The sequence below is a fragment of the Haloterrigena sp. KLK7 genome, assembly GCF_037914945.1.
GTDB lineage: Archaea > Halobacteriota > Halobacteria > Halobacteriales > Natrialbaceae > Haloterrigena > Haloterrigena salinisoli.
In genome coordinates, this window is sequence record NZ_CP149787.1 from 1040220 (window position 1) to 1063180 (window position 22961).

A 22961-nucleotide genomic window follows, 5' to 3' on the forward strand; every position below is an offset into this window, starting at 1 on the left:
GTTCTTGCAGACAATGTCCAGTCTCAGGGATCTCGGGCTCTCGGAGTACGAGGCCCGAGCCTACCGGTCGCTGCTCAATACCGGTCCCACAACGGCGAAAGAGTTGTCGCGTGCCAGCGACGTGCCGATGGGACGGATCTACGACGTGCTCAACAGCATCGAGCAGTACAACCTCGTCCGGAGCCAGACCGCGAGTCGGCCAAAGAAGTACGTCGCCGTCGAACCGTCGACGGCCCTCGATCGGCTGCTCGAGGACAAGAAACGCGAACTCGAGGAGAAGGCCGACCAGTACGAGTCGATCGTCGACGACCTGGCCGACGAGCTCGACGCGGCCGAGCCGGTCGAAGACCAGTTCTGGACCGCCGCGGTCGGCCCCGAGGAGACCGTCGACCTCATGCTCGAGCGACTCGCGGCCGCCGACGACCACATCGTGATGGTGTCGGCCGATCCGTCCCCGCAGTGGGACATGCAGTCGGTCAGCGAGGCGGTTACCGCGCAACTCGAGGACGCCCTCGATCGGGGCGTCTCCATCGATCTCCTGATGACGCGCGAGATGGTCGCCTCGATGTCCGAGGAGGTCGGCGAGCGCTACCGGGAGACGCTCCAGCAGCGTGACGACTTCGACGTGCGCACGAACGACGACATCTCGGGGTCGTTCAACATCATCGACGGCGTCGAAATCTGTATCCAGGTGCCGAACCCGCTCTCCTCGGGCGACGCGTTCGGGATGATCGACCTCAAGGACCCGGAGTTCGCCGCGAACGTCCACGAGGAGTTCGTCCCCCGATGGGGGGAAGCGGAACCGCTCGAGTTCTGACGCGCCGACTCGATCCGTCGATCGTCCCGTCCGCGTCAGCCGTCACGCCTCGTCGAGGACAACGGGGACCCCATTGGCCGCAACGTCGGCGGCGAACGCCCGCGAATCGGCCTCGAGGTCCGGGAACGTGTTGTAGTGGATCGGACAGACGAGGTCGGGATCGATCGCCGCGGCGAGTTCGGCGGCCTCGGTCCGGTTCATGGTGAAGTTCTTCCCGATCGGCGGCAGGAATAGCGAGACGTCGAGATCGGCGTGACCGTCGAGAACGTCGCTGTCGCCGGTCCAGAACGCGCTCGTTCCGTCGACGACGAACCGATAGCCGCAGCCGAATCCCTCGGGGTGGATCGGCTCGCCGCTCTCGTCGACGTTGCGGCCGTCGGGGTGGTTGTAGGCGGAAATCACCTCGAGGTCGATGTCGCCGACCGCCAGCTCGTCGCCGTATTCCACGCGGCGGACGTCGTAGGGGAGCGCGTCGAGGTCTTCGACCTCGCGCCCGCCGGCACGGATCGACGCGGCGTCGACGGCCTCGTAGGCGACGACCGTCGCGTCCTCGCGGGCGACTCGGCGGACGCCGTCGGAGTCGTAGTGGTGATCGTGGGTCACCAACACGAGATCGCCGTCGCGTTCGGTGTACTCTCGGCCCGGCGGATGGGGAACGTCCCGGTCCCACTCGCCGGTGAGCGTGCCGTATCGACCGGGGTCGATGTAGACGACGGTTCCAGTGTCGGATTCGATCCGAACGGTCGCGTAGCCGAGCCACGAGATCGTCAGCGTGTCGTGTCGCACTGTCACGACCGATGGTATCCCGGTCGCGCCGATAAAAGTTGTCTCGAGTCGAGAGTCGGTGCTCGAACGTCGACCGCGGTGCTCGTCCGGCATTCCGTCGATGACCGCCGTTTCCCGATCATACCATTTATGACAGATGTGGCGAAAGTTGGGTTATGGTTCATATCGCGGATAGAACGAGCGTTTCGATCGGTGTGGCGACAGTCGTCTTGCTGGCGACGAGTCTCGGCGTCCTCGCGATGCCCGCCGCCGCAGAAGAAGCGTACGGCTCGGAGAGCACGGAGGTTACGGTGTCCGAGAACGGTTCGGTCGAGCGGGTAGAACTGGTCTGGGGAGTGGACGAAGAGACGTACAGCGACTACGAAACGTATGCGGAGTTGGAAGGATACGACGGGGTCGAGGCCTGGTACGAGTCGCTGTACGAAGCGGATGACTGGATCGGTAACGTGTCGGTGACGACTTCGCAGGTCGCCGGTGGCTACGTCTTCTCGGTCGAACTCGTCGACGTCGATACGGGCGGACAATCAGAGGCCAACGTCACAGCGGACGGAGACACGGTCGTCTACGAGGAGTTTAACATCACGAATCGCGGTGCTGATCCGAACGTCTCCGAATACACGTATCGGGTGAACATGCCGGGCGAGATTACGGATTCGAACGCCCACGAGGTCCGCGATGACGTGGCGGTGTGGCACCTCCACGAGGAACACACGAGCGAGTTGTTCGTCGAGGCGACCGTAGCCGACTCGTCCGATGACGACGCGGACGATGAGAACGAGTCCGATAACGAAGCGGAGACGTCTACCGAAGACACGGACGATGAGAACGATACCGACGACGAGGACGGCGTTCCCGGCTTCGGCAGCCCCGTCGCGCTCGTCGCCCTCTGTATCGCCGCCACGCTGGCGATCGACCGGCGAGTCGACCGGTAATCGACCCGGACGGCACGACTCGAGCGCAGTTGGGTCGAATACAGGGAGTCCTCGAGTGCGTCGACCCCGTCGAGGACGGCGGTGACGAAATCGGCAACGACGCAGATCCCGGCGGCGGCGAAATTCGCGTTTCGCGGGTCAGCGCTCGAGGTCGCCGTCGACTTCCTCGCGTAGCGTCTCCATCTCGACTTTCCGTTCGGCGTGGGCGTTGTGCTGGTGGATCGACTCGTCGTTAGACTGTTTCATCGTGATCACCGCGTCGTCCGGGAGGTGATCGAACTCGTCGACGACGCCCTCGGCGAGCGCCCGCACGCAGTCCTCGACGAACTTCGCGTCGGCGTGGGCCGCGTAGGTCATGTGGTCCTCGTCCGGCCGCTTCGCGAGGTTGTAGATCCGCGCGCTCATCGCGTCGCGCGCGATGTCGATGACGTCGTTCAGGTCGACCTCGGGATCGCCGTTCGATTCGACGGTCAGCGTCGCGTGACCGCGCTGGGAGTGGCCCGGCTGTGGGACCTCCTCGAGGAACTCCGTGATCGTCCCCTCCTCGACGCCCAAGTCCTCGAGGGTCTGTTTCGCGCGCGCGGCGGACATCCCCTGCGAGCAGGGGCAGACGGTCATCCCGGTGACCTCCGCACCGATCTCCTCGCGGGTTCCCTCCTCGGTCGCGGTCGCCGAGGCGATGATGTCGACGGTGTGTTGGGTCTCGCGGTCGCTGGCGGGCGTCTGCTCGCGGCGCATGAACTCGGCCTCCATCGAGACCTTGGCCGTGGAGGTGTAGTCGTGTTTCTCGAGGAGCCGTTCGGCGGCGTCGCCGCAGACGTCCTCGACGCGGTAGGCCTCCTCGCGGGTGGCCTCCTCTAAGATCTCGTCGATGACCTCCATGTTGCGACTCATGTCCGCGCCCTTGCGCCAGGCGGGGAGGTCGACGAAGACCTCGAACTCGGCGGTGAGGACGATCGGTCGTTTCCCCTCGCGGGCGATCTTGACGAGTTTGTCGACGCCGGTGACGCCGACCTGGCTCAGACCGACGGTGACGTCGGGCGACGTTGCCTGCACGTCCGGAAGCTGATGACTCATTGTCCGCATTCAGGGCAGGCAGCGATTCAAGCTTTCGGAACGAGAAGTCGTCGGCGAACAGTTGGCCAATTCGGACCGCAGGCGGATCTCGCGTCCGCGAATCGGCTACGGCGCCTCGCGTCGCTTTACGTACTTCTGGTCACAAGGTGGAGATACGACGGGAGAACGGTTCCTTCTCGAGTCACCTCGTCTCCACCAGCGGTAGCGCTCGAGTCACTGATCAGCGATCCTCGACGGTCGTTCTTTAAGTGGCTCTCGTCACAAGGTGAAGCTACGAAGAGCTTCTCGCGGACCGCTGTCTCGCTGGACACGAGAGCGACAGCCATGTCTACCGTCCCCGACGCCGTTTTCGAGACCGTCGACGACCTGCTGGCGACGATCGAGCACGACCGCGACGTTCGCGTCGCGCTGGCGGTCGCCCGCGGGAGCCACGCCTGGGGCGCGGCGAGCCCCGAGAGCGACTACGACGTCGGCGTCGTCTTCGTCCCTGACGATCTGCGTCGCTACGCCCATCTCGAGGGACGACCGGAGACGATCCTCGAGGAGTCCGGCGACGTCGAACTACAGGGGTGGGACGTCCGCACGTTCGCGCGGCTACTGGCTGACTCAAACGACGGCGCGATCGATCTGCTCCGGAGTCCGGTCCGCTATCGCGTCGCGTACGATCCCGCGGCCCTCGCCGCCTACGTCGACCGGACGTACAATCCGATGGACCTCTATCACGCGTGGCGAGGTATCGCGACGAGCAACTACCGGAAGTACGTCTCGCACCATCTGGTCCGCAGCGACGACGCGACGTTCCCGATCGTCGAGGTGCGCGAGGACGAGTACGTCGTCGAGACCCGAGACGAGGGAGGAGGAGACGACTCTGGCACCGGCGACGGAACGCGAACGATCCCGGCCGACGACGAGCGGTTCACCGAGACGCAGACGAAACCCACGGTGAAGCGAAACCTGACGATCGTCCGGGCGGCGATGTCGGCTCGCTACCTGAGGGCGACCGGGGAACGAGGCGACCACGAGCTCCCGGCGATCGAGTTCGACCGCTTCCTGGACGAGCAGGCGCCGTCGGTCTTCGACGCCGATCGAATCCATCGCGCCCGCGCGTTGCTCGAGCGAAAGCGGGCCGGTGAGGGGGCGGCAGTGATCGGCGACGCCGTCGGCCGCGAGTTCGCCCACCCGCCCCGCGAGATCGATCCCGCGATCCACGCGCGCAGCGGTCCCGCTCTCGGACGGCTGGACGGGTTCATCGACGAGTTGATCGACGCGGTCCGGTAGCGGTCGGACGGCGTCTCGGAGAGCGATCGTTCTTTAAGTGGCTCTGGTTACAAGGTGAAGATACGACGGGACGGCGTCGTTCTTCGAGGCTATCGAAACCCGATCAGAGACCGATCTCTCGAGTGATCTCTCGTCCGTAGACGAGCGACTGAGCAACCGGGCGAACTCGAGTGCCGGTGAGCGCGGTCCACAGAGACGGGCCGTCCGCTAACTGATCACCGCTGGACACCGCTGCCGTTACTCCGTCTCGTAGTCACAATAGCGGTTACTGGCGTGAGCGTCTGGCATCGCTGATGACGTGCGATAGTTGTGGTGAGGAGATCGAGGGAACGCGATTGTATACGGCGAACGGAGGAAGGACGAGCAACCTCGGTGTCTACCATCCGGATTGCCGCCCGTAGCCGCGTGTCCGCCACGAGCGACGTGGGGCGATCGGTCCGCGATCGCGCTTTCCGTATCTCTGGTTACGAGGTGGAGCGATGACGGAAACGAGGTCCTCGAGGAATAAGACGAGGGAGCGATGGGCCTCTGCAGTGATCGGCCGCCAGTGAACGACGTTTCTTTAAGTAGCTCTGGTCACAAGGTAGAGATACGACGGGAGAACGGTTCCTTCTCGAGTCACAGATTCGCGGGTAGCGACATCGATCTTCGAACCGTGGCCCGAACCAACGACTGGCACTTCTTTAAGTGCTTCTGATCACAAGGTGAAGCTACGAAGGGCTTTTCGCGGCGCCGAAATCCGTCCCCAGCCACGAGAGCGGTTGCGCCGTCGGGCGGTCGTCCCGCGGATTCGTATCATCGAGCCGGTCAGTTCCCTCGAGCGACGGTTCGCCTAGGAGGTGCCTTTTTCCGTCTGCCGGTCCGAGGGAGCGGTAATGAGAGACGACGGTGCTGAACCCGGTCCAGGCCTCGACGACGCCGCGGCCGTCGGCGACAGCCCGCAACTCGAGTACGAGGACGAACGCCGACTCGAAAACCGGCCCGGCTCCGGGTCGCTCTCGCGGGCGGACGTCCAGCGCGATTCGACGGTCCGCCAGTGGGGGGTCGTCACGCCGAGTGCGACCGTGATCGGCCGCGCGGAGTCGCCGGAGGGGGACCTCTCGGAGAGCGTCCGCCGACTGCACGACGAACAGCACGCGGCCACGCCGGGCTACAGCGAGCGCGCTCACCGGCTCGACCGGCTGCGGACGACCCAGGCGCTGTGTAACGCCCTCGAGGTGACGCCGTGGCAGCGGGACCTCGCGCTGGGCGTCATGGACGAGATCGATCTCACCGAGTTCGGTAGCCAGCGCGCGATCGAGAAGGTCGCGCTGGTGGTCATCCGCCACGTCGTCGACGTCGACCGCCAGCAGTACTTCGGGCTCGACGACATCGACGCCCAGGCGCTGTCGGCCGACCGGATGGACGACCTGTTCGCCCAGTACCGGGCCCACGACATCACCGAGGAGGAGACGTTCAAGCGTCTCGCGGCCGACTACGGGCTGGACACGACCAGCCTGAACCGGCTCCGACGGGTCCTCAAGGAGCAACTCGAGGACGAGCTCCCGGCGTACGGCCGGAACCCCTACCGAGACCCCAACCTGCCGGACGTCACCGAGGCGAACGCGGGGAGCGAGGAGGGCGTCGCCGCCGGCGACGGCGCGAACGAGGCCTGAATACGCCAGCGGCGCCAGCAGCGGGCGCGAGTCGGTGCCGAGCGACCGATCGATAGAGGCGTTCCCTTCCACTCCGTTTCGTTCCGTTCCGGTTGCCGGCGACTTTTCCGTCGTCGCTCCCTATCGTGGGTATGTCAGATTCAGCCGATGCGGTCGACCGACTCGAACTCTACGCCGATTACGTCTGTCCCTTCTGTTACCTGGGAACGCGATCGCTCGAGCAGTACCGCGAGAATCGGGACGCGCCGCTCGAGGTCGACTGGCAGCCGTTCGACCTCCGCAGCGGCAAGCGGAACCCGGACGGCTCCATCGATCACGAGGCCGACGACGGCAAGGACGAGCAGTACTACGAGCAGGCCAAACAGAACGTCCGCCGGCTGCAAGAGGAGTACGGCGTCGAGATGGCCCAGATAATGGCCACCGAGGTCGACTCGCTGCCCGCCCAGCAGGCCTCGTGGTACGTCAAACAGGAGTATCCCGACCAGTGGGCGGCCTTCGACGAGGCGATCTACGAGGCGCTCTGGCAGGACGGTCGCGACATCGGCGACACCGACGTCCTCGCGGACCTCGCGGAGACCGTCGGGCTTCCGGTCGACGAGATCCGCTCGGCGATCGACGACGACGGCCTCCGAACGGAGCTCGAGGACCGGTTCCAGGCGGCCCAGCAACGGGGCGTCACCGGCGTTCCGACGTTCGTTTACGAGGACCACGTCGCCCGCGGCGCCGTCCCGCCGGCGCAGCTCGAGCGACTGCTCGAGGGAGCGGAGCAGCCCCAGCGGTAGCTCGCGACGACGCGACGGCGTTCAGTCGAGTTTTTCGAGGCTGGAGACGAAGTCGCCGCGGGGGCCGACGAGCCTGATCGGCTCGTCCGCGACCGAGACGGTGACCGTCGCGGGGGGCTCGAGTCGGCGTCGGTTCCGACCGTCGCTGATCGCGTAGGCCGTGTCGGTCTCCGAGATCGTAATCGAGAGATCAGTATTCGGATCGACGACCAGCGGCGGCATCGAATCGGCGGCGGCCATCTGTGTGACGATCAACGCGTCGGCCGTCGGGTGAACCAGCGGCCCGCCCTCGCTCAGGTTGTACGCGGTCGAGCCCGTCGGCGTCGCCACGAGGACGCCGTCGGCGTGGCTTGCGGCGTACCGCCCGCCGTCGACGCGGATCTCGACGGTCCCGCCGCCGCCGGGTCCCCGGCGCGGGCCGTGAACGACGATCTCGTTGAGCGCCGGCTCGAGGGTCCAGTCGGCGTCCTCGCCCGTCGCCTCGAGGCGGGCGAGTTCGCGCCCCTCGAAGGCGCCGGTCTCGCGGTAGTCCGCGACGAGTTCGGTGACGACGTCGACGGCGTCCTCGGGCGCGACCGCGTTGAGAAAGCCGACTTCGCCGAGGTTGACCCCGAGGATCGGCGTGGGGCCGACCTCGCGAGCGACGAACAGCAGCGTGCCGTCGCCGCCGATACTCACGACGAGATCTCGGTCGTCCATCTCGTCGACCGGACGCGCGGGCACGTCGACCGTCTCGCCGGTCGCCTCGTCGACGACGACCGCGGTCTCCCCTCCATCGCGTCCGCGTCGCTCGAGCGTCTCCGCGAGCGACGCGGCGAGTCCCTGTGCGCGCTCGTTGCCTCGCTGGCCGACGATTCCGACGGCGACGTCCATCGTCGGCGGCTACCCGCTGCGTCGTCAAAAAGCCATCCGTCACGCCGTCGGCCCGGCAACAACATTCATCGTGGTGGGGGACACTCGAGTACGTGAACGGTCCCGCGGTCCCCGCCGTCCCAGATCCGGTATGAGAGAGGCTATCCCGCCGAGGTATCACGACCGGTCGTTGCAACCGCCGCGAGCGGACGCCCTCGGCGGCGCTCCCGGTGACGGTCGTCGCGGGGCAGCGAACGACGGTGATTCCCGTGCGTGACGGGTGTGACGAGTCCGACGACTGGTTCGAACGCGCGCTCGAGGACGCCGAGGACGCAGTGAGCGACGAGACCGAAGCGACGGTCGCGGACCGGCGTGAAACGGAGAACGGGACGACCGACGAAGGCGAAGGGGAAGCGGAACGGAGAGGGAAAGGGGAAGGGGAAGACGAGAGCGAATTATTCGAGGAAGACTTCGGCACCGCGCTGGGGGACGTCGACGTGCCGACCGTCGGGGGCGACGCCGCCAGGCCGGACGGCTTTTCGGACGTCGACTTCGGACTCGCGACGGCCGACGAGACCGACTTCGACGAAGCGGTCGACTCCGAACTCCCCCGACTCGAGCTCGGCATCGAGGGGCTCGATCGGATGATCCAGGGCGGCGTCCCCGAGCGCTCGCTGCTCGTCGCGATGGGCAGCGCCGGGACCGGGAAGACGACCTTCGGCCTGCAGTTCCTCGAGCACGGCCTGGCACGGGGCGAGAACGCGGTGTTCATCACCTTAGAGGAGAGCCGCCGGCGGGTGATCGACAGCGCGACCGAGAAGGGCTACCCCTTCGACGAGTACCTCGCCGAGGACCGACTCGCCGTCGTCGACGTCGACCCCATCGAGATGGCCAACAGCCTGCAGTCGATCAAAAACGAGCTCCCGGCGCTCATCGCGGAGTTCGACGCCGACCGACTCGTCCTCGACTCGGTGTCGCTGCTCGAGATGATGTACGAGGACCGCGCGACGCGGCGCACCGAGATCTATGACTTCACCCGGAGCCTGAAGGACGCCGGCGTCACTGCCCTGCTGACGAGCGAGGCCGCCGAAGAGACGCCCTACGCGTCCCGGTACGGTATCGTGGAGTACCTCACGGACGCGGTCTTCGTCCTGCAGTACATCAGACCGGACGACTTCCGGGAGACGCGGCTGGCCGTCGAGATCCAGAAGATCCGAGACGCGAATCACTCCCGGGAGAAGAAGCCCTACGAGATCACGGGCGAGGGGATTTCGGTCTACCAGCAGGCGAACCTGTTTTGAGTCAGTCTGGTGGGGCCGTCGTCGTCTCGCTCCGAGCGGAGGTCGTCTCGTTCCTCTCAGTGTCTATCTCGTCACGATCAGTGGTCGTCCCGTACCTGTTAGTACTCGTCTCGTTCCGGGTGCGATAGCGGTCAGGCCGCGTCTGGAGCAGTAACCCTCCGTTAGGAACCCGTTTGCTGCCCATACTTTTGCGGATATCGCCGCCACTAGCGCGTATGGCTCAACGGACGACGGCCGACGAGAAACTTCCGCGATCGGAACTCGCAGCGTTCCTGTCGACGCTGTCCGAAGAGTTCGACGGAGACGCCGAGGAGATCGACGTCACCGTCGGCAACAAGACGGTCTCGCTGAATCCGTCCGAGGAGATCGACGTCTCGATCGACGTCATCGAACGCTCCTCGATGATCCGGGGGAGTCGCGAGACGATCGAGATCGAACTGAACTGGAAGGCCTAAATCATGGCTGTAATCGATTCCGCCATCATCTTCGTCCTCAGTCTGCTCGTCGGAACGGTCGCGATCCTGGCCGGCGCCCGGGTCATCCTCGATCGGGACGCCAGCGCCTTCAACGCCGCGTTGACCGCCCTCATCGGCGCGGCCGTCTGGGCGCTCACGAGTTACTTCGTCGGCTGGATCCCGCTGTTGGGCGTGCTGGTGATGCTCGTCGCCTGGGTCGGCGTCATCAACTGGCGCTACCCCGGCGGCTGGGGGACTGCGGCCGCGATCGGCATCATCGCCTGGGTCGTCGCCGTCGCGATCGTGTACGCGGCTTCGATACTCGGCATCGTCACCCCGGAGGCGCTGGGCATCCCGGGCGCCTAGGGCACACCGAAATCGGTCGCTGACCGCGGCGTCCGAGGTATTCCCACGCGAAGAGAACGACGGCAATCGCTTTTTCACCGCGGCCGAGTGTCTCGAGTACGCCCGATGTACGAGACACTCCTCGTTCCGACCGACGGCAGCGATCAGGCGGCAGTCGCCGCGAGCCACGCGATCGATATCGCAGCGACGCGATCGGCGACCGTCCACGTCCTCTCGGTCGTCGACGACCGCGCGTTCCTCGTCCTCGACGAGGATCGCGTCGAGACGGTCCGCGACGACCTGCGAGCGAACGCCCGCGACGCGATCGACGACGTCGCGACGAGCGCGGCGGCCCGCGACCTCGCGGTCGAGACGGCGACCGACACGGGACATCCAGCGGAATGCATCGTCGACTACGCGGCCGACCACGACGTCGACATGATCGTGATGGGAACCAGCGGCGACGAGTACGAGACCAACGTCGTCGGGAGCGTCTCCCAGCGGGTCGTTCGCGAGGCCCCCGCTCCCGTCCTGACCGTCGGCCCGGACGTCGAGGGCTGACTCCGCTCTGAAACCACATAGATTGATGTGTAACCCGTCGCTAGTAGGGAGAACATGCGTCGCTCGCTCGTGATCGCACTCGCGTTACTCGTTCTCGCCGTGCTCTTCGTCGGCGGGCCCTCACTGCTGTTCTCTCCCTCGACCGAGTCCATCTCTTCGAACGAGACGGAGGTCTCGCCCAGAATGACCGAACTCGAGGACTCCGAGAGCAGGTTCTGGCGGTACCTGAGCCCCGACGAACGGTTCAAGCAACGGAGTCCGATCAACGTCGTCGTTCGCGGCGACGTCGACGACGTCGAGCGGGTTCTGACCGAAGCCAGCGACGGCGAATGGACGGAGATCAACGAGACGGAGACCGAAGCGGGGCCGAACACCTACGCGCTCATCGGCGACGGCAATAGCTCCGACGATCCGAACGACACGATAGCCAACGACACGACAGCCAACGGGTCGATCGGCGACGCTCCGCCCGCGAACGACACCGACAACGAATCCGAGTCGGCCAACGAGACGTCGGGTCCGATCCCCGACCTCGAGTGGGGCGACGCCGACGGTGGCACTCGCTACGCCTATCTCGATCCCGGACCCAACGAGTCCGGCTACTGGACGACCGAGACGCGGCAACTCGAGGACGGCGACTACTACGGCCAGCGCTACCACATCAGGCTCTACGAGAGCCCCAACGAGGACGACCAGTGGGTGATCATGCAGACCCACTCGGAACACTTCGACTGGTTCACGCTCCGCCACCGAGTCCACGGCTCGCAGGACGCCCAGACGAAAGTCGAGAACGACTTCATGAAGCATCCGCGGGTCGACGTCGAGGAGGACGTCCACCGGATGTACCTCGACAACAGGAACTCCAGCGACGCCGACGGCTGGGCGACGGTCGTCGATCTGACCGGGATGATTCTCCTGCCCGGGGCCGTCGGCCTCGTCGCGCGCAGACGCAGTCGGACGGTACGGGCCGATACCGGCGGCCGAATCGATCCCGAACGCGTCGCCAACCGGACGCCGTCGGCCATCGACGACCACCTGACGGACGTCGACCGCCGGCGGATCGCGGCCGCGTACGCCCGGATCGAGATCGGCCACCTGCTCCTCGTCGGCGCCATCGTCGGGCTGTACTTCGCCGTGCGCTTCGGCGGCCTCGCCCTCGAGCACCGCGCCGGCTTCCTGACGCCACACCAGATCGCCGGCCTGCTGTACCCGGTGCTCGCCGTCGGGATTCCGACCGCGACCTACCTGATCGCGGGGACGCTCACCCGGCGGCTCGACGCCGCGCTCGTCGCCGCGGGCTCGCTGGCCGCCGCGATCTGGCTCGATTACGGCTACCTCGGCGTCGATTCGCTGCCCGTCGACGTCGTCCTCCAGCGCATGCTCGTCGTCGTCGCGCTGGGACTGATCGCCGGCGGCGCGGCCAAGCGCGCGACGCGCGAGTCGCGATTCAACGATATGCTCGTCGCCGGCGTCGCGTTGTGGGTGCTCGTTCTCACCGGAACGCTGATAGGGTACTTCTGAAGGGGGTTCGCGGCTTTTTAGCGGTTCGGCGGTTCAGAAAAACAATCGATTTGTGGAGGGCGACACCTAAAAGCCTCGGCCGTCATTGTCTATACGAAATGGCTCGCCCATCCCGCCAGCGTGAACGCGAATCAGCATCGACCGAAACCACAGACCAACGTGAACGCGAGCGGGCGTGTGACGAGTGCGCCGACGGCACGCTCGTCACGAGCGAGGATCAGGGCGAACTCGTCTGCGATCAGTGCGGACTCGTCGTCGAAGGCTCGAACATCGACCACGGCCCGGAGTGGCGCGCGTTCAACCACTCGGAGCGACAGAGCAAGTCCCGCGTCGGCGCGCCGACCACCCAGACGATGCACGACAAGGGGCTGACGACCTCCATCGACTGGAAGAACCAGGACGCCTACGGCCGCTCGATCTCCGCGGACAAGCGCAGCCAGATGCGCCGCCTGCGCAAGTGGCAGGAACGCATCCGCACCAAGGACGCCGGCGAACGCAACCTGCAGTTCGCCCTCAGCGAGATCGATCGAATGGCCTCCTCGCTGGGCATCCCGCGATCGGTCCGCGAGGTCGCCTGCGTCATCTACCGGCGCGCCCTAGACGAGGACCTTATCCGCGGCCGCTCGATCGAGGGCGTCGCCACCAGCACCCTCTACGCCGCCTGCCGCATGGAGGGCATCCCCCGCTCGCTCGAGGAGGTCGCCGCCGTCTCCCGCGTCGAGCGCAAGGAGATCGGCCGCACCTATCGGTACGTGGCGCAGGAACTGGGACTCGAGATGGAGCCCGTCGACCCGAAACAGTACACGCCGCGGTTCTGCTCGGAGCTCGACCTCTCGGAGGAGGTCCAGGCCAAGGCCACCGAGATCATCGACACGACGACCGAGAAGGGACTGCTGTCGGGTAAGTCGCCCACGGGCTACGCCGCCGCCGCGATCTACGCCGCCTCGCTGCTCTGTAACGAGAAGAAGACCCAGCGCGAGATCGCCGAGGTCGCCCAGGTGACCGAGGTGACCATCCGGAACCGGTATCAGGAGCAGATCGAAGCGATGGGGATCTAGCGGGCGGTTTTTGGGCGCGTTTTGTCGTCCTCGGTGACACGGACCCGGCTCTCGAGAACTCTCCGATCCAGAGGTAGATCTATCGAAGCGTAAAATTTCGAGGGATGCGCCGGCCGGGAATTGAACCCGGGCCGCGAGCTTGGGAAGCTCGAGTCCTACCACTGGACCACCGGCGCTCACTTTGTTCGCGCCGTAATTCGACGGACATCATCCGTCTCACCACCGGCGCTCACCCAAACGTACCCGCCGACTCCACTTCAACGTAGCGTTCCTTCTCGAGTCCACGACCACACCGACAGCCCGATCGCCGAACAGTCGTCCACTTTTCGCCGTCGAGGGGAGGCTATTAGGACGGGCCAGCCGTACAGACGCCCAGACAGATGCTCGACCTTCGCTTCTCGGAGGCGGAACTGGAACGGCGACGCGAACACATCACCGAGTTCATTCGGTCGCAGGTCGACGCCGCCGGCGCCGACGGGGCCGTATTGGGGCTTTCGGGCGGGATCGACAGCACGCTCACCGCCCATCTCGCCGTCGAGGCGCTGGGCGCCGAGAACGTCCACGGGCTCGTCCTGCCGGCCCGCGTCAGCAGCGAGGGGAACATGAGCGACGCCGAGCGAGTCGCGAAGGACCTCGAGATCAGCTACGACGTCATCGAGGTCGAGCCGATCGTCGACGCCTTGCTCGAGGCCTACCCCGAAGCGGAGGGCGACCGCGAGGCCGTCGGCAACGCTCGAGCGCGCGCCCGTGCAGTGTTAAACTACCTCGTCGCGAACCACGAGGAGCGGTTGGTCCTGGGCACGGGCAATCGCAGCGAGGCCGCGGTCGGCTACTTCACGAAGTACGGCGACGGCGCGGTCGACTGCCACCCGATCGGCAACCTCTACAAGGGCCAGGTCCGCCAGCTGGCTCGTCACGTCGGCGTCCCCGAGGAACTGGCCGCGAAGACGGCCACGGCGGAGCTGTGGGCCGACCAGACCGACGAGGACGAGATGGGCGTCAGCTACGAGACGCTCGACTCGATTCTGGCGACCCACGTCGACGGCCCGCTGTCGGTCGACGCGACCGCCCGGCTGCTCGAGGTCGACGCGGAGACCGTCGAGAAGGTTCGCGGCATGTACGACCGCAGCGAACACAAGCGGCAGGCGCCCCCGGCGCCGGAGCCGCTCGACTGACTGCGCTCAGTCGGCTCGCGAGCGCCAGTTCGCTTCGAGGAGCCCGTACCAGTACGTGTCCCGGTAGTCGCCGTCGATGAACACTTCGTCGCGGTGGATCCCCTCCTTCGTGAACCCGATCGACTCGAGCAGCCGCTGGGAGGCCTCGTTGAACTCGAACGCGCGGGCCGTGATCTTGTGCAGGCCGAGTTGGTCGAAGCCGTAGGTGACGAACCGCTCGGCCGCGTCGGTGGCGTACCCCTGCCGGTGGTGGTCGGGGGCGATCCAGTAGCCGATCTCCGCCCGGTCCGCCTCCTGATCGATATCGTTGAACGCGATCGTCCCGACCGGCGTCGAATCGGCGACGATCAGGAGGTTCACCGTGTCGTCGCCGCAGACGACGTTCTCGAAGAACTCCCGTTCCTGCTCGCGGTTGACGGGTCGCGACCGGCCGATCGGGCGCCAGACGCGCGGATCGTTGACCGCCGGGCGCAGGAACTCGAGGTCGTCTTCTTCGATCGGTCGGAGATCGACGCGGTCGCCGGAGAGGAAGGTCGGGCCGGGCATTAATCGTCCCTCATCGTGAAACGGGAAAAACATTTCTGGAACTATAGTTCTCGCGGTCTCGTCGTCTCGTCCGTCGATCGCTACTCGAGGACGGCGGCTACTCGAGGACGGCATCGATATCGTCCGCGTGGGCCGCGACGAGGTCGCCGAAGGCCCGAGCCTCGCGACGTTCCTGCGTCGCGCGCTCGCTATCGTCTCGGACGCGTCGTTTGAGGGCGGCGAGCGCGTCGGGCGCGTTCCCGGCGATTTCCTCGGCGACCGTCCGCGGATTCTCGTCGATCCGCGAGATCAGGCCCATCCGCAGCGCCGCCTCGGCGTCGACGGCCCGCCCCGAGAGCGCGAACTCGAGGGCGTCGCCCTCGCCGAGCACGCGGGGCAGCCGGACGGTGCCGCCCCAGGCGCCGAACAGACCGAACGTGACCCCGGGCTCGCCGTAGGTCGAGTCGGGCGTCCCGACGCGGACGTCGCAGGCCAGCGCGAGCTCGAGGCCGCCGCCGCGGGCGGGGCCGTCGACGCCGGCGACGACGACCGACGGCGAGTCCTCGATCGTCCGGGCGACCCGCTGGCCCAGGCGGGCGAACTCGACGGCCCGCTCGCTGTCGCCGTCGAGATCGGCGACCGCCGCGAGGTCCGCGCCCGCGGAGAAGGCCTCGCCGCGTCCGCGGAGGTAGATCACCGGCTCTTTGGCGTCCGCGACGGCCGTTTCGAGCGCCTCGAGTCCCGCGACGGTCAGGGCGTTGCGCGCGTCGGGGCGGTCGATCGTTACGGTGCGAATCGATCGGTCGGCGTCACTGTCCACATCGATCATGTACGCGAGTCTACCGGACGTTTCCAAAGGTCTTTGGCTCCCCCGTCGTAAGCCGCTATCAATGGATCGAGCCGACAGCTGTCGGCGTGCCGCCTACGAAGCCGTCGCGGACGTGGAGCCGCCGGCGCTGCACGACCGCATCGAGACCACCCTCACCGAGGCATCGATGGTTCCCGGCGTGTTGACACTCGAGAGCGCCGCGACGACAGCAGCCGACGGCCGTGCCGTCGCCGAGTCCGAGCGGGAGCGAGGAGGGGAGTCCGATACGGATCGAGAGACCGACCAGAGCCGCACCCGGCGCCGCGGCCGTGGCCGCGACCGCGACGGAGCCCCCGATTCCGACGGGATCGCCACGCAGGCGGCCGGCGTCCAGCTCATCTACGAGGGGCTGCGACTGACGCGGTCGCTCGCCCACGACGAACCCTGGGCTACCGATGGGGAGGGTGACGACGACAGCGACCTCGCGATCCTCGCTGCCGACATCCTCGTTGCCCGCGGATTCTACCTGCTGGCTCGCACCGACGCCGCCGGCAAGGCGGTCCGGACCGTCCAGAAGTTCGGACGCGATCAGACTCGTCGCGACGCGGTCGCCGACGGCTCGAGCGCGGCGGCCACCGACGCGGACAGAGAGGCGCGCTCCGACGGCGACGAGGCGACGGCGATCGACGCCAATCTCGAGCGCGATATCCTCGAGCTCGCGGTCCGCACGGGCGCCGCGGCCGTCGGCGATGCACCGTCCCAGCGGCTGCTCGCCACTGCCGAAGGACTCGCCGACGCCGTCGGCCCCTCCTTTCCGCCGGCCGCGGACTGTCTCGCCGACCTCGAGCCGATGCCCTCCGAGCAGTCGCTCGAGGACCCGACGACCGATCGGGCGACGTCGGCGACCGATCCCTGAGGAGAGCGGGCTCGACACTGCAGGACGGCACCGCGATACACCGCCGCACGGCCCGGTGGAATCGAAAGCCCTAAAGAGTACTCCCGACAACGAAAGGATGCGCGCCTGGGTAGCTTAGCGGTAAAGCGCGTCCTTGGTAAGGACGAGAGCCCGGGTTCAAATCCCGGCCTAGGCTCTTCTCACGAACTCACACTCATAGCGTCAGTGCTACGTACTGAATACACGAGTCCACCCCGAGAGGGGCGCGACCGTCGGGACGTCGGTTCCGCATTCGGCCCTGGTAGCAGTGGCGGGGCGGGGATTCAACCGTGGCGAGAGTGTACGACGGCCCGTACGGACCGAACGGCCAGTGCGGACGACTCTCAGCACGATTCATCATGTCCTCTCACAGCACCGACACGGCCGACCTCGAGGCGACGTACGGAACCGACGAAACCGACACGCAGTCCGAGGGGAGCGGAATCCCGTCGACCATCGGCTCCCGAGTACGGGACGGCACGCTCCCGATCCTGTCCGGCGCCGCCCTGCTCGTCGATGCGATCCGGACGGCGGGACGGAGCCGACGCCGCGCCGGCCTCCGTGCGTTCGCCGGGGGCGCCCTCCTCGGGGCCGGGCTCCGGCAGCGGCGCTCGAGCGACGACACGGCCGAAACGGCGGGCGACGAGTCGGGCGAGTACGCCGAAACCGAATCGATCGGGATCGGTGACGACGCGGGTGAGCTCTCGGACGACGCTCGAGCCCACCGCGAGCGGTCCGACGTGCGCCACGAGTCCGAGACGAACCCCCGCGGCGTCTCGGGGGAGCCCGACGTCGAGACCGAAACCGATCCCGACGAGGGCGAGGTCCGGTTCGCGACCGCGCGGAACGAGAACGCGTCGCCGAAGCCGCGCCTCGAGGACGCGGACGAGGAGGACCCGCGGCGGCCGGACACCGAGGATCCGTCGACGCCCGACGACCACGTCGAAGTCGACCTCTCGACGGCCGCGATGGCCGACGAAGCCAGCGAGGCGACGGGTCCCGATCCCGAGCAGGCCTACCCCTCGCTCGAGGGGACCGATCCCGAACCGATGTCGGAAGAGGCCCCGCCGCGAGGCGGTCTCGCCGGTTCGAACGCCGATTCGGGCGATACTGAAGGCGAGCTGAGCGACGATCGCTCGCCGACAACGGACGGCGAAACGGACCGCGAGGACGAGAACGATTTCTGACGCCGACGGAAACCGTTCGCTCGTCGCTCACGGCGACGCGAGCCCCGATTCGGAGGCGATCTCTCGATCGGTGACCGGACCGCTACGCGCTCGAACGTCGAACCAGAACGGCGCCGAATAAGACGTCTTCAGCGTTTCTATCGTCGATTCTCATCTACTGGCGAGACGGTAAGCGGATAATATGTGACGGTACTCGGACGTTCGTATATCGTATATATACATAGATTGAAATGATCGCTTCACATCGAAATCCCGGTAAGAATCTCGCCGTCAACCATACCCGGTAGTTCTAGCTGGAAACTAACGCGTTCTAGAAGATGTCTCCGGAGAATACGTACGGAGAATAACTATTTCTGTCACTATTATAGCTCTGTTCTGGGTGCCAGATGACACAGCGATACCAATCGAGAACGGGAGGGAACAGGTGGGGCCGTCACTCACGGTGGGGGTCCAAATGAGCGTCGAATCGGTGGGACAGACGTCCCTCGAGGAGTCCGACGACGCGACCGACGGGCTGACGCAGGAGGTAGCGTTTACCATGTTGAGCTGTCGGCGGCGACGATACATTCTCCACTATCTCAGACAGGAAGGCCGAGCGGTGACGCTCCACGAGCTGTCGAAGCAGCTCGCTGCCTGGGAGAACGACGTCGATCCAGACGCCGTCACGCACAAGCAACGAATGCGGGTCTATACGGCCCTTCGGCAGTCTCATCTGCCGAAGTTAGACGAGAACGGCGTCGTCGAATTCGACGCGTCGGCCGGCACGATCGCGTTGACAGACGACGCGTCGGAACTCGAGGTGTATCTGGAGGTCGTCCCGCACGACGAGATTCCGTGGAGCACGTACTACCTCGGGCTCGGAGGAATCTGTGCCAGCGTGGTAGGGCTTTTCGGGATCGGCATCTTCCCGTTCTCGGCGCTCTCCGGGATCGGTATCGCCGCGCTCGTGACGCTCCTGTTTACGGTCTCAGCGGTCGCGCATCGATATCACGAACGACGGAACCGCCTCGGTTCGGACGGGGAGCCGCCAGCGTGAGGTGACCGATATGGGAACGGACGAATCCACACGAGAGAGCCGTTGGAATCGGAGAACGCTCGGTAACATCATCGGCGTTTGTCTACTAATCGGGATCGTCACGCCGTTTCTCATCGTAGGCGTCCCGCAACTCGCGGGCGCGAGCGAGAGCCACGTCGTGCTGTCCGACAGCATGAGCCCGACGTTCGAATCGGGCGACGTAATCCTCGTCGAGGACGTCGGTCCCGAGAACATCGAGGAAGGCGATGTGATCACCTATGCGGACGGCAGTGGGGAACGGACGACCCACCGCGTGGTCGACGTCGTCGAACGGGACGGCGAGCGCCAGTTCCGGACGAAAGGCGACGCGAACGAAGAACCCGATAGCGACCTCGTGTCAGCCAGCGCTGTTGAGGGCCGACACGCACATACACTGCCGTATATCGGGCACGTCGTCCTGTTTGCCGGCTCGAGGCTCGGGATCGCCCTGCTGCTGATCGTCCCGGGAACGCTGCTGGCCGTTTCCGAGGTATGGGAGCTGTATCGTGCGTGGAAGACTACCAACGACGACAGTCCGACCGATTCCGGAAAAACCGATGACGATGAGGTCAGTGAACGGGCGACGAAGCACAGTAGACCGGAACCGACGGAAGACGATTGAGCGAAAGCCACGAATGAAATTGAACCATCAAACACGATTCGCGATCCTAATAGTGACGATCACGCTCGCTCTGACGAGTGCGACAGTATCAACGACAACGGGAACTTTTCTCGATGAAGAAAGGGTGAACAACAATGAAATCGAATCCGAAATCTATGGAAGTGAGTCGGCGAACAGTAGTAACGGAACACAGACAGTTGAGATTGATCAAAAGGGATCTGAAAACCAAACTGTCCTCAATGGAATGAATAATGGCGGCCACGATCAAAGCAGCGACAATGAATCGAATGGATAAAATAATCTGAGGAAGACACGAAGTAGATCCAATGGGATAATCATTACAGGATCTGTTCTAGTACCAAAGATACAGTTGGTTAATAGATATAGAATAAGTTATTGTAATCGTCTTCTCTGATCCTCTCCTTTGAGGTATTACTATGGGAAGAATTGCTAGCTATATTCAGTATCCACTCTAGTAGTGTTCAAGAGAAGCAGGGTGACTGCCAGTGAGTTAACTGGAACCCTGACGTAGAGAGAACGTCACGTTCGTCTTAACTACGTCTCCCTGATAGTCATTCGGTATTTCCGCTGCGAGTGCGACCTCGATCGTCACGGTCGTTTGAGTGTCCTTATCATCGGCGGATCCGCCTTTCGGAGGGACTGGTGTGAGGTCATCTAGCGCGTCTTCGTTTTCTGCTGCAGCCAAGTCATCGAGATCGATGTAGCCGTTACCGTTCGTGTCTCGAATATCGGGATGATCGCTATTACTCACTGATTCACCGTCGTTGACTAGTGTCAAGACAGTATTGCCGTCCGTGTCATCGTATCCCAACTTTTCTACCTTCACGTACTCAGTCATACCGTCGGCTCCATCAGTCGGATCACTTTCTGGACCGGATGAGGTTCCATCATCGCGATCACCGTTATCGTCCTCATATGTGTTATTCTCGAAGTCCAGTTTAACGTGAGAGCCATCAACCGTGCCACTGTTGAACAGCTGAACGTCTTGATCGTCCCACGCGTTCGAACCACCTGGCGCGCCACCCTGTATGAGCCACTCTATCGATCCACCGTTCGTAATACCGAGGTCAAGAGTGCCTGCAGTTACTTCGTTTCTAGCACTTGTCTCTGAGTCACTGAAGTATGCCCATGTTCCAGCGCCTACACCGCCAGCAGCGAGACCTACAGCTGAGAGACCCTCGAAGAAACGTCGGCGAGTTAATTCGAGTTGCGATTCGCTGTCGTCCATGACGTGTCAGTTCTGTTTTAGCGCGACTTCGACGTCAAAGGTGACTTGGTCACCCTGTGCGTCGTTCTGGTTCCCATTGTTCGGGAACTCCCACTTGACATAGAGGTACTTAGTCTCTGACGTCGAGAGGCCTTCTTCGGCGCTTTGTGGTCCGTTGCTGGCCACCGTATGGATATTGGCCTTGCTCAGGACATCGTTTTCGTCGCCATCACCGAGATCCGTATCATTAGCGTAGTCGGGATCGATACCGACCTCAACCTTGAGGTAGTCGTCAAGTTCACCGTCACCGTCATCATCCACGGGTTCCGGGTCCTCATACCCGTTTTCAAGGCTCACAACATTGATGACATCAAGTTCAATGTCGCCCCCATCGATGGATCCTGCGTTGTTGAGCTGCCAGACAGCGTTTCCGGTGTCTCCTGGTTTTGCGTCGGGAACCGAAATGGGAGCATTCGCCTGCGTGGACAGCTCGAGATCGAGCGTCCCCGCGGACACAGTGTTCCCCGTACTCTCTTCGGTGTCGCTGAAGTACGCCATCGTCCCCGCACCGGCAGCTGCGCTGCCAGCGCCGATGAGACCGATACTTCCGAGCACTTTGCGCCGCGAAATGTCGAACGTGTTGTCGGACATAGTTGGTATTCTCCGTCGTCACCCCGTCGCGCTCGAGAGGTCGACCCCACCGGCCGACCCCCGAACGCCCGGGGCGACTGCAAAAATGGCTACGGCACAGTCCACACTATATATACACAGGGTGACAAGAACATAGAAACACCCTCACATCGTCGGAGAGGTCGTATAAGCTCGATAAAGCGATGGTTGTGAACTGGAACCGAGGAATATACGCCGTCTATTTTCGCTGAGAGACCGTCTATTTCCGGGTATGTGGCGTCTACCGATTCGGGTGCCATACGGACGAGGCCGATCAGGCAATCACTCCGTCCATTTTGCTCGAGCCGCGTAGCTGCTCTTCGGTCAGGAACTCGAGTCGCCGCTGCCCTTCTCGAGGTGCAGTTCGGAACCACGGTTTAGTGGGTGACCGTTGGACGACCGGTATGGCCGAAACCGAACTATCGACGGCGGAGTTCGAGTACGATGTCGAGACCGCGATCGTCACGGGGGCGACCGGGGACGTCGGGTCGTGGGTCGTCGACCGACTGGCGGACCGAGGCGTCGACGTCGTCGGGATCGATCTCGAGCGGCCCGACGGCGTGCGCGCGAACGTCGACTTCCGCGCCGTTGACCTGACCGAGGGCGTCGACACGTGGGAGACGATTCACGAGGTCGACCCCGACGCCGTCGTCCACCTGGCGGCCCTCTCGGATCCGCTCGAGAACCCGTCGACGCGGCTCTTCGAGAACAACGTCACGAGCGCGTACAACGTCCTGCAGGCGACCGGACGCGAGGGGATCGACGTCGTCTGGTCGTCGTCGCAGGCGACCTACGGCGCGCTGTTCGCGGAGTCGACGTGGACGCCGGACTACCTGCCGATCGACGAGGCCCACGACCGCCGACCCGAGGACGCCTACGGCCTCTCGAAGGTCTGCGGCGAGGAGATCGCGAAATCGATCGCCCGTCGGTACGACATCTCGGTGACGACGATCCGGCCGGCGACGATCTTTTCGCCGACGAAGGAGCGAGCGCGCCCGCCCGAGGACGGCTCGGACCTCTCGAGCGAGGAACCGACCGGGAACTTCGCGTCCTACGTCGACGTACGCGACGTCGCCCGGATGGTCGAAGCGGCGCTGGCGGCCGACCTCGAGGGTCACGAGGAGTTCCTCTGTGTCGCCGACGAGAACTACCTCGGGCGGCCGACCGCGGAACTCGTCGAGACGGTCTGCGGATCGATTCCCGGCGAGGTCGACCTCGAGGGCAAGGAGTCGGCGCTGTCGAACGCGAAGGCCGCCGAGGTGCTCGGCTGGACGCCAGCCCACACGTGGCACGAGGGGTCCGACGAGGACGTCTCGGGACCGACGTGGCTCTGAGCCCC

At 64.9% G+C, this 22961-nt stretch carries 24 protein-coding genes and 2 tRNA genes; 18 read left to right on the plus strand and 8 right to left on the minus strand.

The window, feature by feature from the left end:
• Positions 1-13: 13 nt before the first annotated feature.
• The gene (locus WD430_RS05090) at positions 14-817 is read left to right on the plus strand and encodes a helix-turn-helix domain-containing protein (protein ID WP_339104944.1); all 804 of its coding nucleotides are present in this window, start codon (positions 14-16) and stop codon (positions 815-817) included.
• A 42-nt stretch (positions 818-859) separates the two neighbouring features.
• Here the strand turns inward: WD430_RS05090 and WD430_RS05095 are convergent, their stop codons facing one another.
• Positions 860-1609: an MBL fold metallo-hydrolase gene (locus WD430_RS05095; protein ID WP_339104945.1), complete on the minus strand. Its 750-nt coding sequence runs from the start codon at positions 1607-1609 to the stop codon at positions 860-862.
• 188 nt (positions 1610-1797) lie between these two features.
• On the opposite strand from WD430_RS05095, the gene WD430_RS05100 reads away from it, so the two are divergent.
• Positions 1798-2535, plus strand: coding sequence for a PGF-CTERM sorting domain-containing protein (locus WD430_RS05100; RefSeq protein WP_339104946.1), 738 nt, complete (start codon positions 1798-1800; stop codon positions 2533-2535).
• Between the two features lie 138 nt (positions 2536-2673).
• On the opposite strand, the gene mptA is transcribed toward WD430_RS05100, so the two are convergent.
• The gene (mptA, locus tag WD430_RS05105) at positions 2674-3612 is read right to left on the minus strand and encodes a GTP cyclohydrolase MptA (protein ID WP_339104947.1); all 939 of its coding nucleotides are present in this window, start codon (positions 3610-3612) and stop codon (positions 2674-2676) included.
• Positions 3613-3936: 324 nt separating this feature from the next.
• Here mptA and WD430_RS05110 point away from each other — a divergent pair, with 324 nt between their 5' ends.
• The 3 genes from WD430_RS05110 to WD430_RS05120 all read left to right on the plus strand — a co-directional run bounded on the left by WD430_RS05110 (position 3937) and on the right by WD430_RS05120 (position 7327).
• A complete protein-coding gene (locus WD430_RS05110) occupies positions 3937-4890 on the plus strand; it encodes a DNA polymerase beta superfamily protein (RefSeq protein ID WP_339104948.1) in 954 nt (317 codons plus the stop codon).
• Positions 4891-5765: 875 nt separating this feature from the next.
• Positions 5766-6545, plus strand: a complete 780-nt coding sequence (locus WD430_RS05115; protein WP_339104949.1) for a DNA-directed RNA polymerase subunit epsilon — start codon at positions 5766-5768, stop codon at positions 6543-6545.
• A 131-nt stretch (positions 6546-6676) separates the two neighbouring features.
• A complete protein-coding gene (locus tag WD430_RS05120) occupies positions 6677-7327 on the plus strand; it encodes a DsbA family oxidoreductase (RefSeq protein WP_339104950.1) in 651 nt (216 codons plus the stop codon).
• A gap of 21 nt (positions 7328-7348) precedes the next feature.
• Here WD430_RS05120 and WD430_RS05125 read toward each other — a convergent pair whose 3' ends face one another.
• Positions 7349-8200 carry an NAD(+)/NADH kinase gene (locus WD430_RS05125; protein WP_339104951.1) on the minus strand — a complete coding sequence of 284 codons (852 nt, stop codon included), beginning with the start codon at positions 8198-8200 and terminating at the stop codon, positions 7349-7351.
• A 248-nt stretch (positions 8201-8448) separates the two neighbouring features.
• Here WD430_RS05125 and WD430_RS05130 point away from each other — a divergent pair, with 248 nt between their 5' ends.
• The 6 genes from WD430_RS05130 (at position 8449) to WD430_RS05155 (ending at position 13420) form a co-directional block, all read left to right on the plus strand.
• Positions 8449-9480: a KaiC domain-containing protein gene (locus WD430_RS05130; RefSeq protein ID WP_407067136.1), complete on the plus strand. Its 1032-nt coding sequence runs from the start codon at positions 8449-8451 to the stop codon at positions 9478-9480.
• A 215-nt stretch (positions 9481-9695) separates the two neighbouring features.
• Positions 9696-9935: an amphi-Trp domain-containing protein gene (locus WD430_RS05135; protein WP_339104952.1), complete on the plus strand. Its 240-nt coding sequence runs from the start codon at positions 9696-9698 to the stop codon at positions 9933-9935.
• A 3-nt stretch (positions 9936-9938) separates the two neighbouring features.
• Positions 9939-10301, plus strand: a complete 363-nt coding sequence (locus tag WD430_RS05140) for a hypothetical protein (RefSeq protein WP_339104953.1) — start codon at positions 9939-9941, stop codon at positions 10299-10301.
• Between the two features lie 105 nt (positions 10302-10406).
• Positions 10407-10841, plus strand: a complete 435-nt coding sequence (locus WD430_RS05145; protein WP_339104954.1) for a universal stress protein — start codon at positions 10407-10409, stop codon at positions 10839-10841.
• A gap of 54 nt (positions 10842-10895) precedes the next feature.
• Complete coding sequence (locus tag WD430_RS05150) at positions 10896-12362, plus strand: hypothetical protein (RefSeq protein ID WP_339104955.1); 1467 nt, start codon at positions 10896-10898, stop codon at positions 12360-12362.
• A gap of 98 nt (positions 12363-12460) precedes the next feature.
• Entirely contained in the window at positions 12461-13420 is a 960-nt protein-coding gene (locus WD430_RS05155) for a transcription initiation factor IIB (protein ID WP_339104956.1), read from the plus strand.
• Positions 13421-13525: 105 nt separating this feature from the next.
• On the opposite strand, the gene WD430_RS05160 is transcribed toward WD430_RS05155, so the two are convergent.
• Positions 13526-13596 (minus strand) — tRNA-Gly (locus WD430_RS05160).
• Positions 13597-13800: 204 nt separating this feature from the next.
• Here WD430_RS05160 and WD430_RS05165 point away from each other — a divergent pair.
• Positions 13801-14595 carry an NAD+ synthase gene (locus tag WD430_RS05165; RefSeq protein WP_339104957.1) on the plus strand — a complete coding sequence of 265 codons (795 nt, stop codon included), beginning with the start codon at positions 13801-13803 and terminating at the stop codon, positions 14593-14595.
• A gap of 6 nt (positions 14596-14601) precedes the next feature.
• Here the strand turns inward: WD430_RS05165 and WD430_RS05170 are convergent, their stop codons facing one another.
• Positions 14602-15141 carry a GNAT family protein gene (locus tag WD430_RS05170; RefSeq protein WP_339104958.1) on the minus strand — a complete coding sequence of 180 codons (540 nt, stop codon included), beginning with the start codon at positions 15139-15141 and terminating at the stop codon, positions 14602-14604.
• Positions 15142-15238: 97 nt separating this feature from the next.
• Complete coding sequence (locus tag WD430_RS05175; RefSeq protein WP_339104959.1) at positions 15239-15949, minus strand: enoyl-CoA hydratase/isomerase family protein; 711 nt, start codon at positions 15947-15949, stop codon at positions 15239-15241.
• Between the two features lie 61 nt (positions 15950-16010).
• Here WD430_RS05175 and WD430_RS05180 point away from each other — a divergent pair, with 61 nt between their 5' ends.
• The 5 genes from WD430_RS05180 to WD430_RS05200 all read left to right on the plus strand — a co-directional run bounded on the left by WD430_RS05180 (position 16011) and on the right by WD430_RS05200 (position 19725).
• On the plus strand, positions 16011-16844 hold the full coding sequence (locus WD430_RS05180; RefSeq protein ID WP_339104960.1) for a hypothetical protein: 834 nt from the start codon (positions 16011-16013) through the stop codon (positions 16842-16844).
• Between the two features lie 103 nt (positions 16845-16947).
• Positions 16948-17019 (plus strand) — tRNA-Thr (locus tag WD430_RS05185).
• Between the two features lie 202 nt (positions 17020-17221).
• Positions 17222-18049, plus strand: a complete 828-nt coding sequence (locus WD430_RS05190) for a hypothetical protein (protein ID WP_339104961.1) — start codon at positions 17222-17224, stop codon at positions 18047-18049.
• A gap of 454 nt (positions 18050-18503) precedes the next feature.
• Positions 18504-19085: a hypothetical protein gene (locus WD430_RS05195; protein ID WP_339104962.1), complete on the plus strand. Its 582-nt coding sequence runs from the start codon at positions 18504-18506 to the stop codon at positions 19083-19085.
• Positions 19086-19095: 10 nt separating this feature from the next.
• Entirely contained in the window at positions 19096-19725 is a 630-nt protein-coding gene (locus WD430_RS05200; protein ID WP_339104963.1) for a signal peptidase I, read from the plus strand.
• 511 nt (positions 19726-20236) lie between these two features.
• Here the strand turns inward: WD430_RS05200 and WD430_RS05205 are convergent.
• Both WD430_RS05205 and WD430_RS05210 read right to left on the minus strand, forming a co-directional pair.
• Positions 20237-20974, minus strand: a complete 738-nt coding sequence (locus WD430_RS05205; protein WP_339104964.1) for a TasA family protein — start codon at positions 20972-20974, stop codon at positions 20237-20239.
• A gap of 6 nt (positions 20975-20980) precedes the next feature.
• Positions 20981-21604: a TasA family protein gene (locus WD430_RS05210; protein WP_339104965.1), complete on the minus strand. Its 624-nt coding sequence runs from the start codon at positions 21602-21604 to the stop codon at positions 20981-20983.
• A 422-nt stretch (positions 21605-22026) separates the two neighbouring features.
• Between WD430_RS05210 and WD430_RS05215 the strand changes: the two genes are divergently transcribed.
• Positions 22027-22956 (plus strand): NAD(P)-dependent oxidoreductase, encoded by a 930-nt coding sequence (locus tag WD430_RS05215; protein ID WP_339104966.1) that lies wholly within the window; start codon positions 22027-22029, stop codon positions 22954-22956.
• The last annotated feature ends 5 nt before the right edge of the window (positions 22957-22961 follow it).

Coding starts and splice junctions, on each gene's coding strand:
- WD430_RS05090 (WP_339104944.1), top strand. CDS start 14: ATGTCCAGTCTCAGGGATCTCGGGCTCTCGGAGTACGAGGCCCGAGCC.
- mptA (WP_339104947.1), bottom strand. CDS start 3,612: ATGAGTCATCAGCTTCCGGACGTGCAGGCAACGTCGCCCGACGTCACC.
- WD430_RS05110 (WP_339104948.1), top strand. CDS start 3,937: ATGTCTACCGTCCCCGACGCCGTTTTCGAGACCGTCGACGACCTGCTG.
- WD430_RS05115 (WP_339104949.1), top strand. CDS start 5,766: ATGAGAGACGACGGTGCTGAACCCGGTCCAGGCCTCGACGACGCCGCG.
- WD430_RS05120 (WP_339104950.1), top strand. CDS start 6,677: ATGTCAGATTCAGCCGATGCGGTCGACCGACTCGAACTCTACGCCGAT.
- WD430_RS05125 (WP_339104951.1), bottom strand. CDS start 8,200: ATGGACGTCGCCGTCGGAATCGTCGGCCAGCGAGGCAACGAGCGCGCA.
- WD430_RS05135 (WP_339104952.1), top strand. CDS start 9,696: ATGGCTCAACGGACGACGGCCGACGAGAAACTTCCGCGATCGGAACTC.
- WD430_RS05140 (WP_339104953.1), top strand. CDS start 9,939: ATGGCTGTAATCGATTCCGCCATCATCTTCGTCCTCAGTCTGCTCGTC.
- WD430_RS05145 (WP_339104954.1), top strand. CDS start 10,407: ATGTACGAGACACTCCTCGTTCCGACCGACGGCAGCGATCAGGCGGCA.
- WD430_RS05150 (WP_339104955.1), top strand. CDS start 10,896: ATGCGTCGCTCGCTCGTGATCGCACTCGCGTTACTCGTTCTCGCCGTG.
- WD430_RS05155 (WP_339104956.1), top strand. CDS start 12,461: ATGGCTCGCCCATCCCGCCAGCGTGAACGCGAATCAGCATCGACCGAA.
- WD430_RS05165 (WP_339104957.1), top strand. CDS start 13,801: ATGCTCGACCTTCGCTTCTCGGAGGCGGAACTGGAACGGCGACGCGAA.
- WD430_RS05170 (WP_339104958.1), bottom strand. CDS start 15,141: ATGCCCGGCCCGACCTTCCTCTCCGGCGACCGCGTCGATCTCCGACCG.
- WD430_RS05175 (WP_339104959.1), bottom strand. CDS start 15,949: ATGATCGATGTGGACAGTGACGCCGACCGATCGATTCGCACCGTAACG.
- WD430_RS05180 (WP_339104960.1), top strand. CDS start 16,011: ATGGATCGAGCCGACAGCTGTCGGCGTGCCGCCTACGAAGCCGTCGCG.
- WD430_RS05190 (WP_339104961.1), top strand. CDS start 17,222: ATGTCCTCTCACAGCACCGACACGGCCGACCTCGAGGCGACGTACGGA.
- WD430_RS05195 (WP_339104962.1), top strand. CDS start 18,504: ATGAGCGTCGAATCGGTGGGACAGACGTCCCTCGAGGAGTCCGACGAC.
- WD430_RS05200 (WP_339104963.1), top strand. CDS start 19,096: ATGGGAACGGACGAATCCACACGAGAGAGCCGTTGGAATCGGAGAACG.
- WD430_RS05205 (WP_339104964.1), bottom strand. CDS start 20,974: ATGGACGACAGCGAATCGCAACTCGAATTAACTCGCCGACGTTTCTTC.
- WD430_RS05210 (WP_339104965.1), bottom strand. CDS start 21,604: ATGTCCGACAACACGTTCGACATTTCGCGGCGCAAAGTGCTCGGAAGT.
- WD430_RS05215 (WP_339104966.1), top strand. CDS start 22,027: ATGGCCGAAACCGAACTATCGACGGCGGAGTTCGAGTACGATGTCGAG.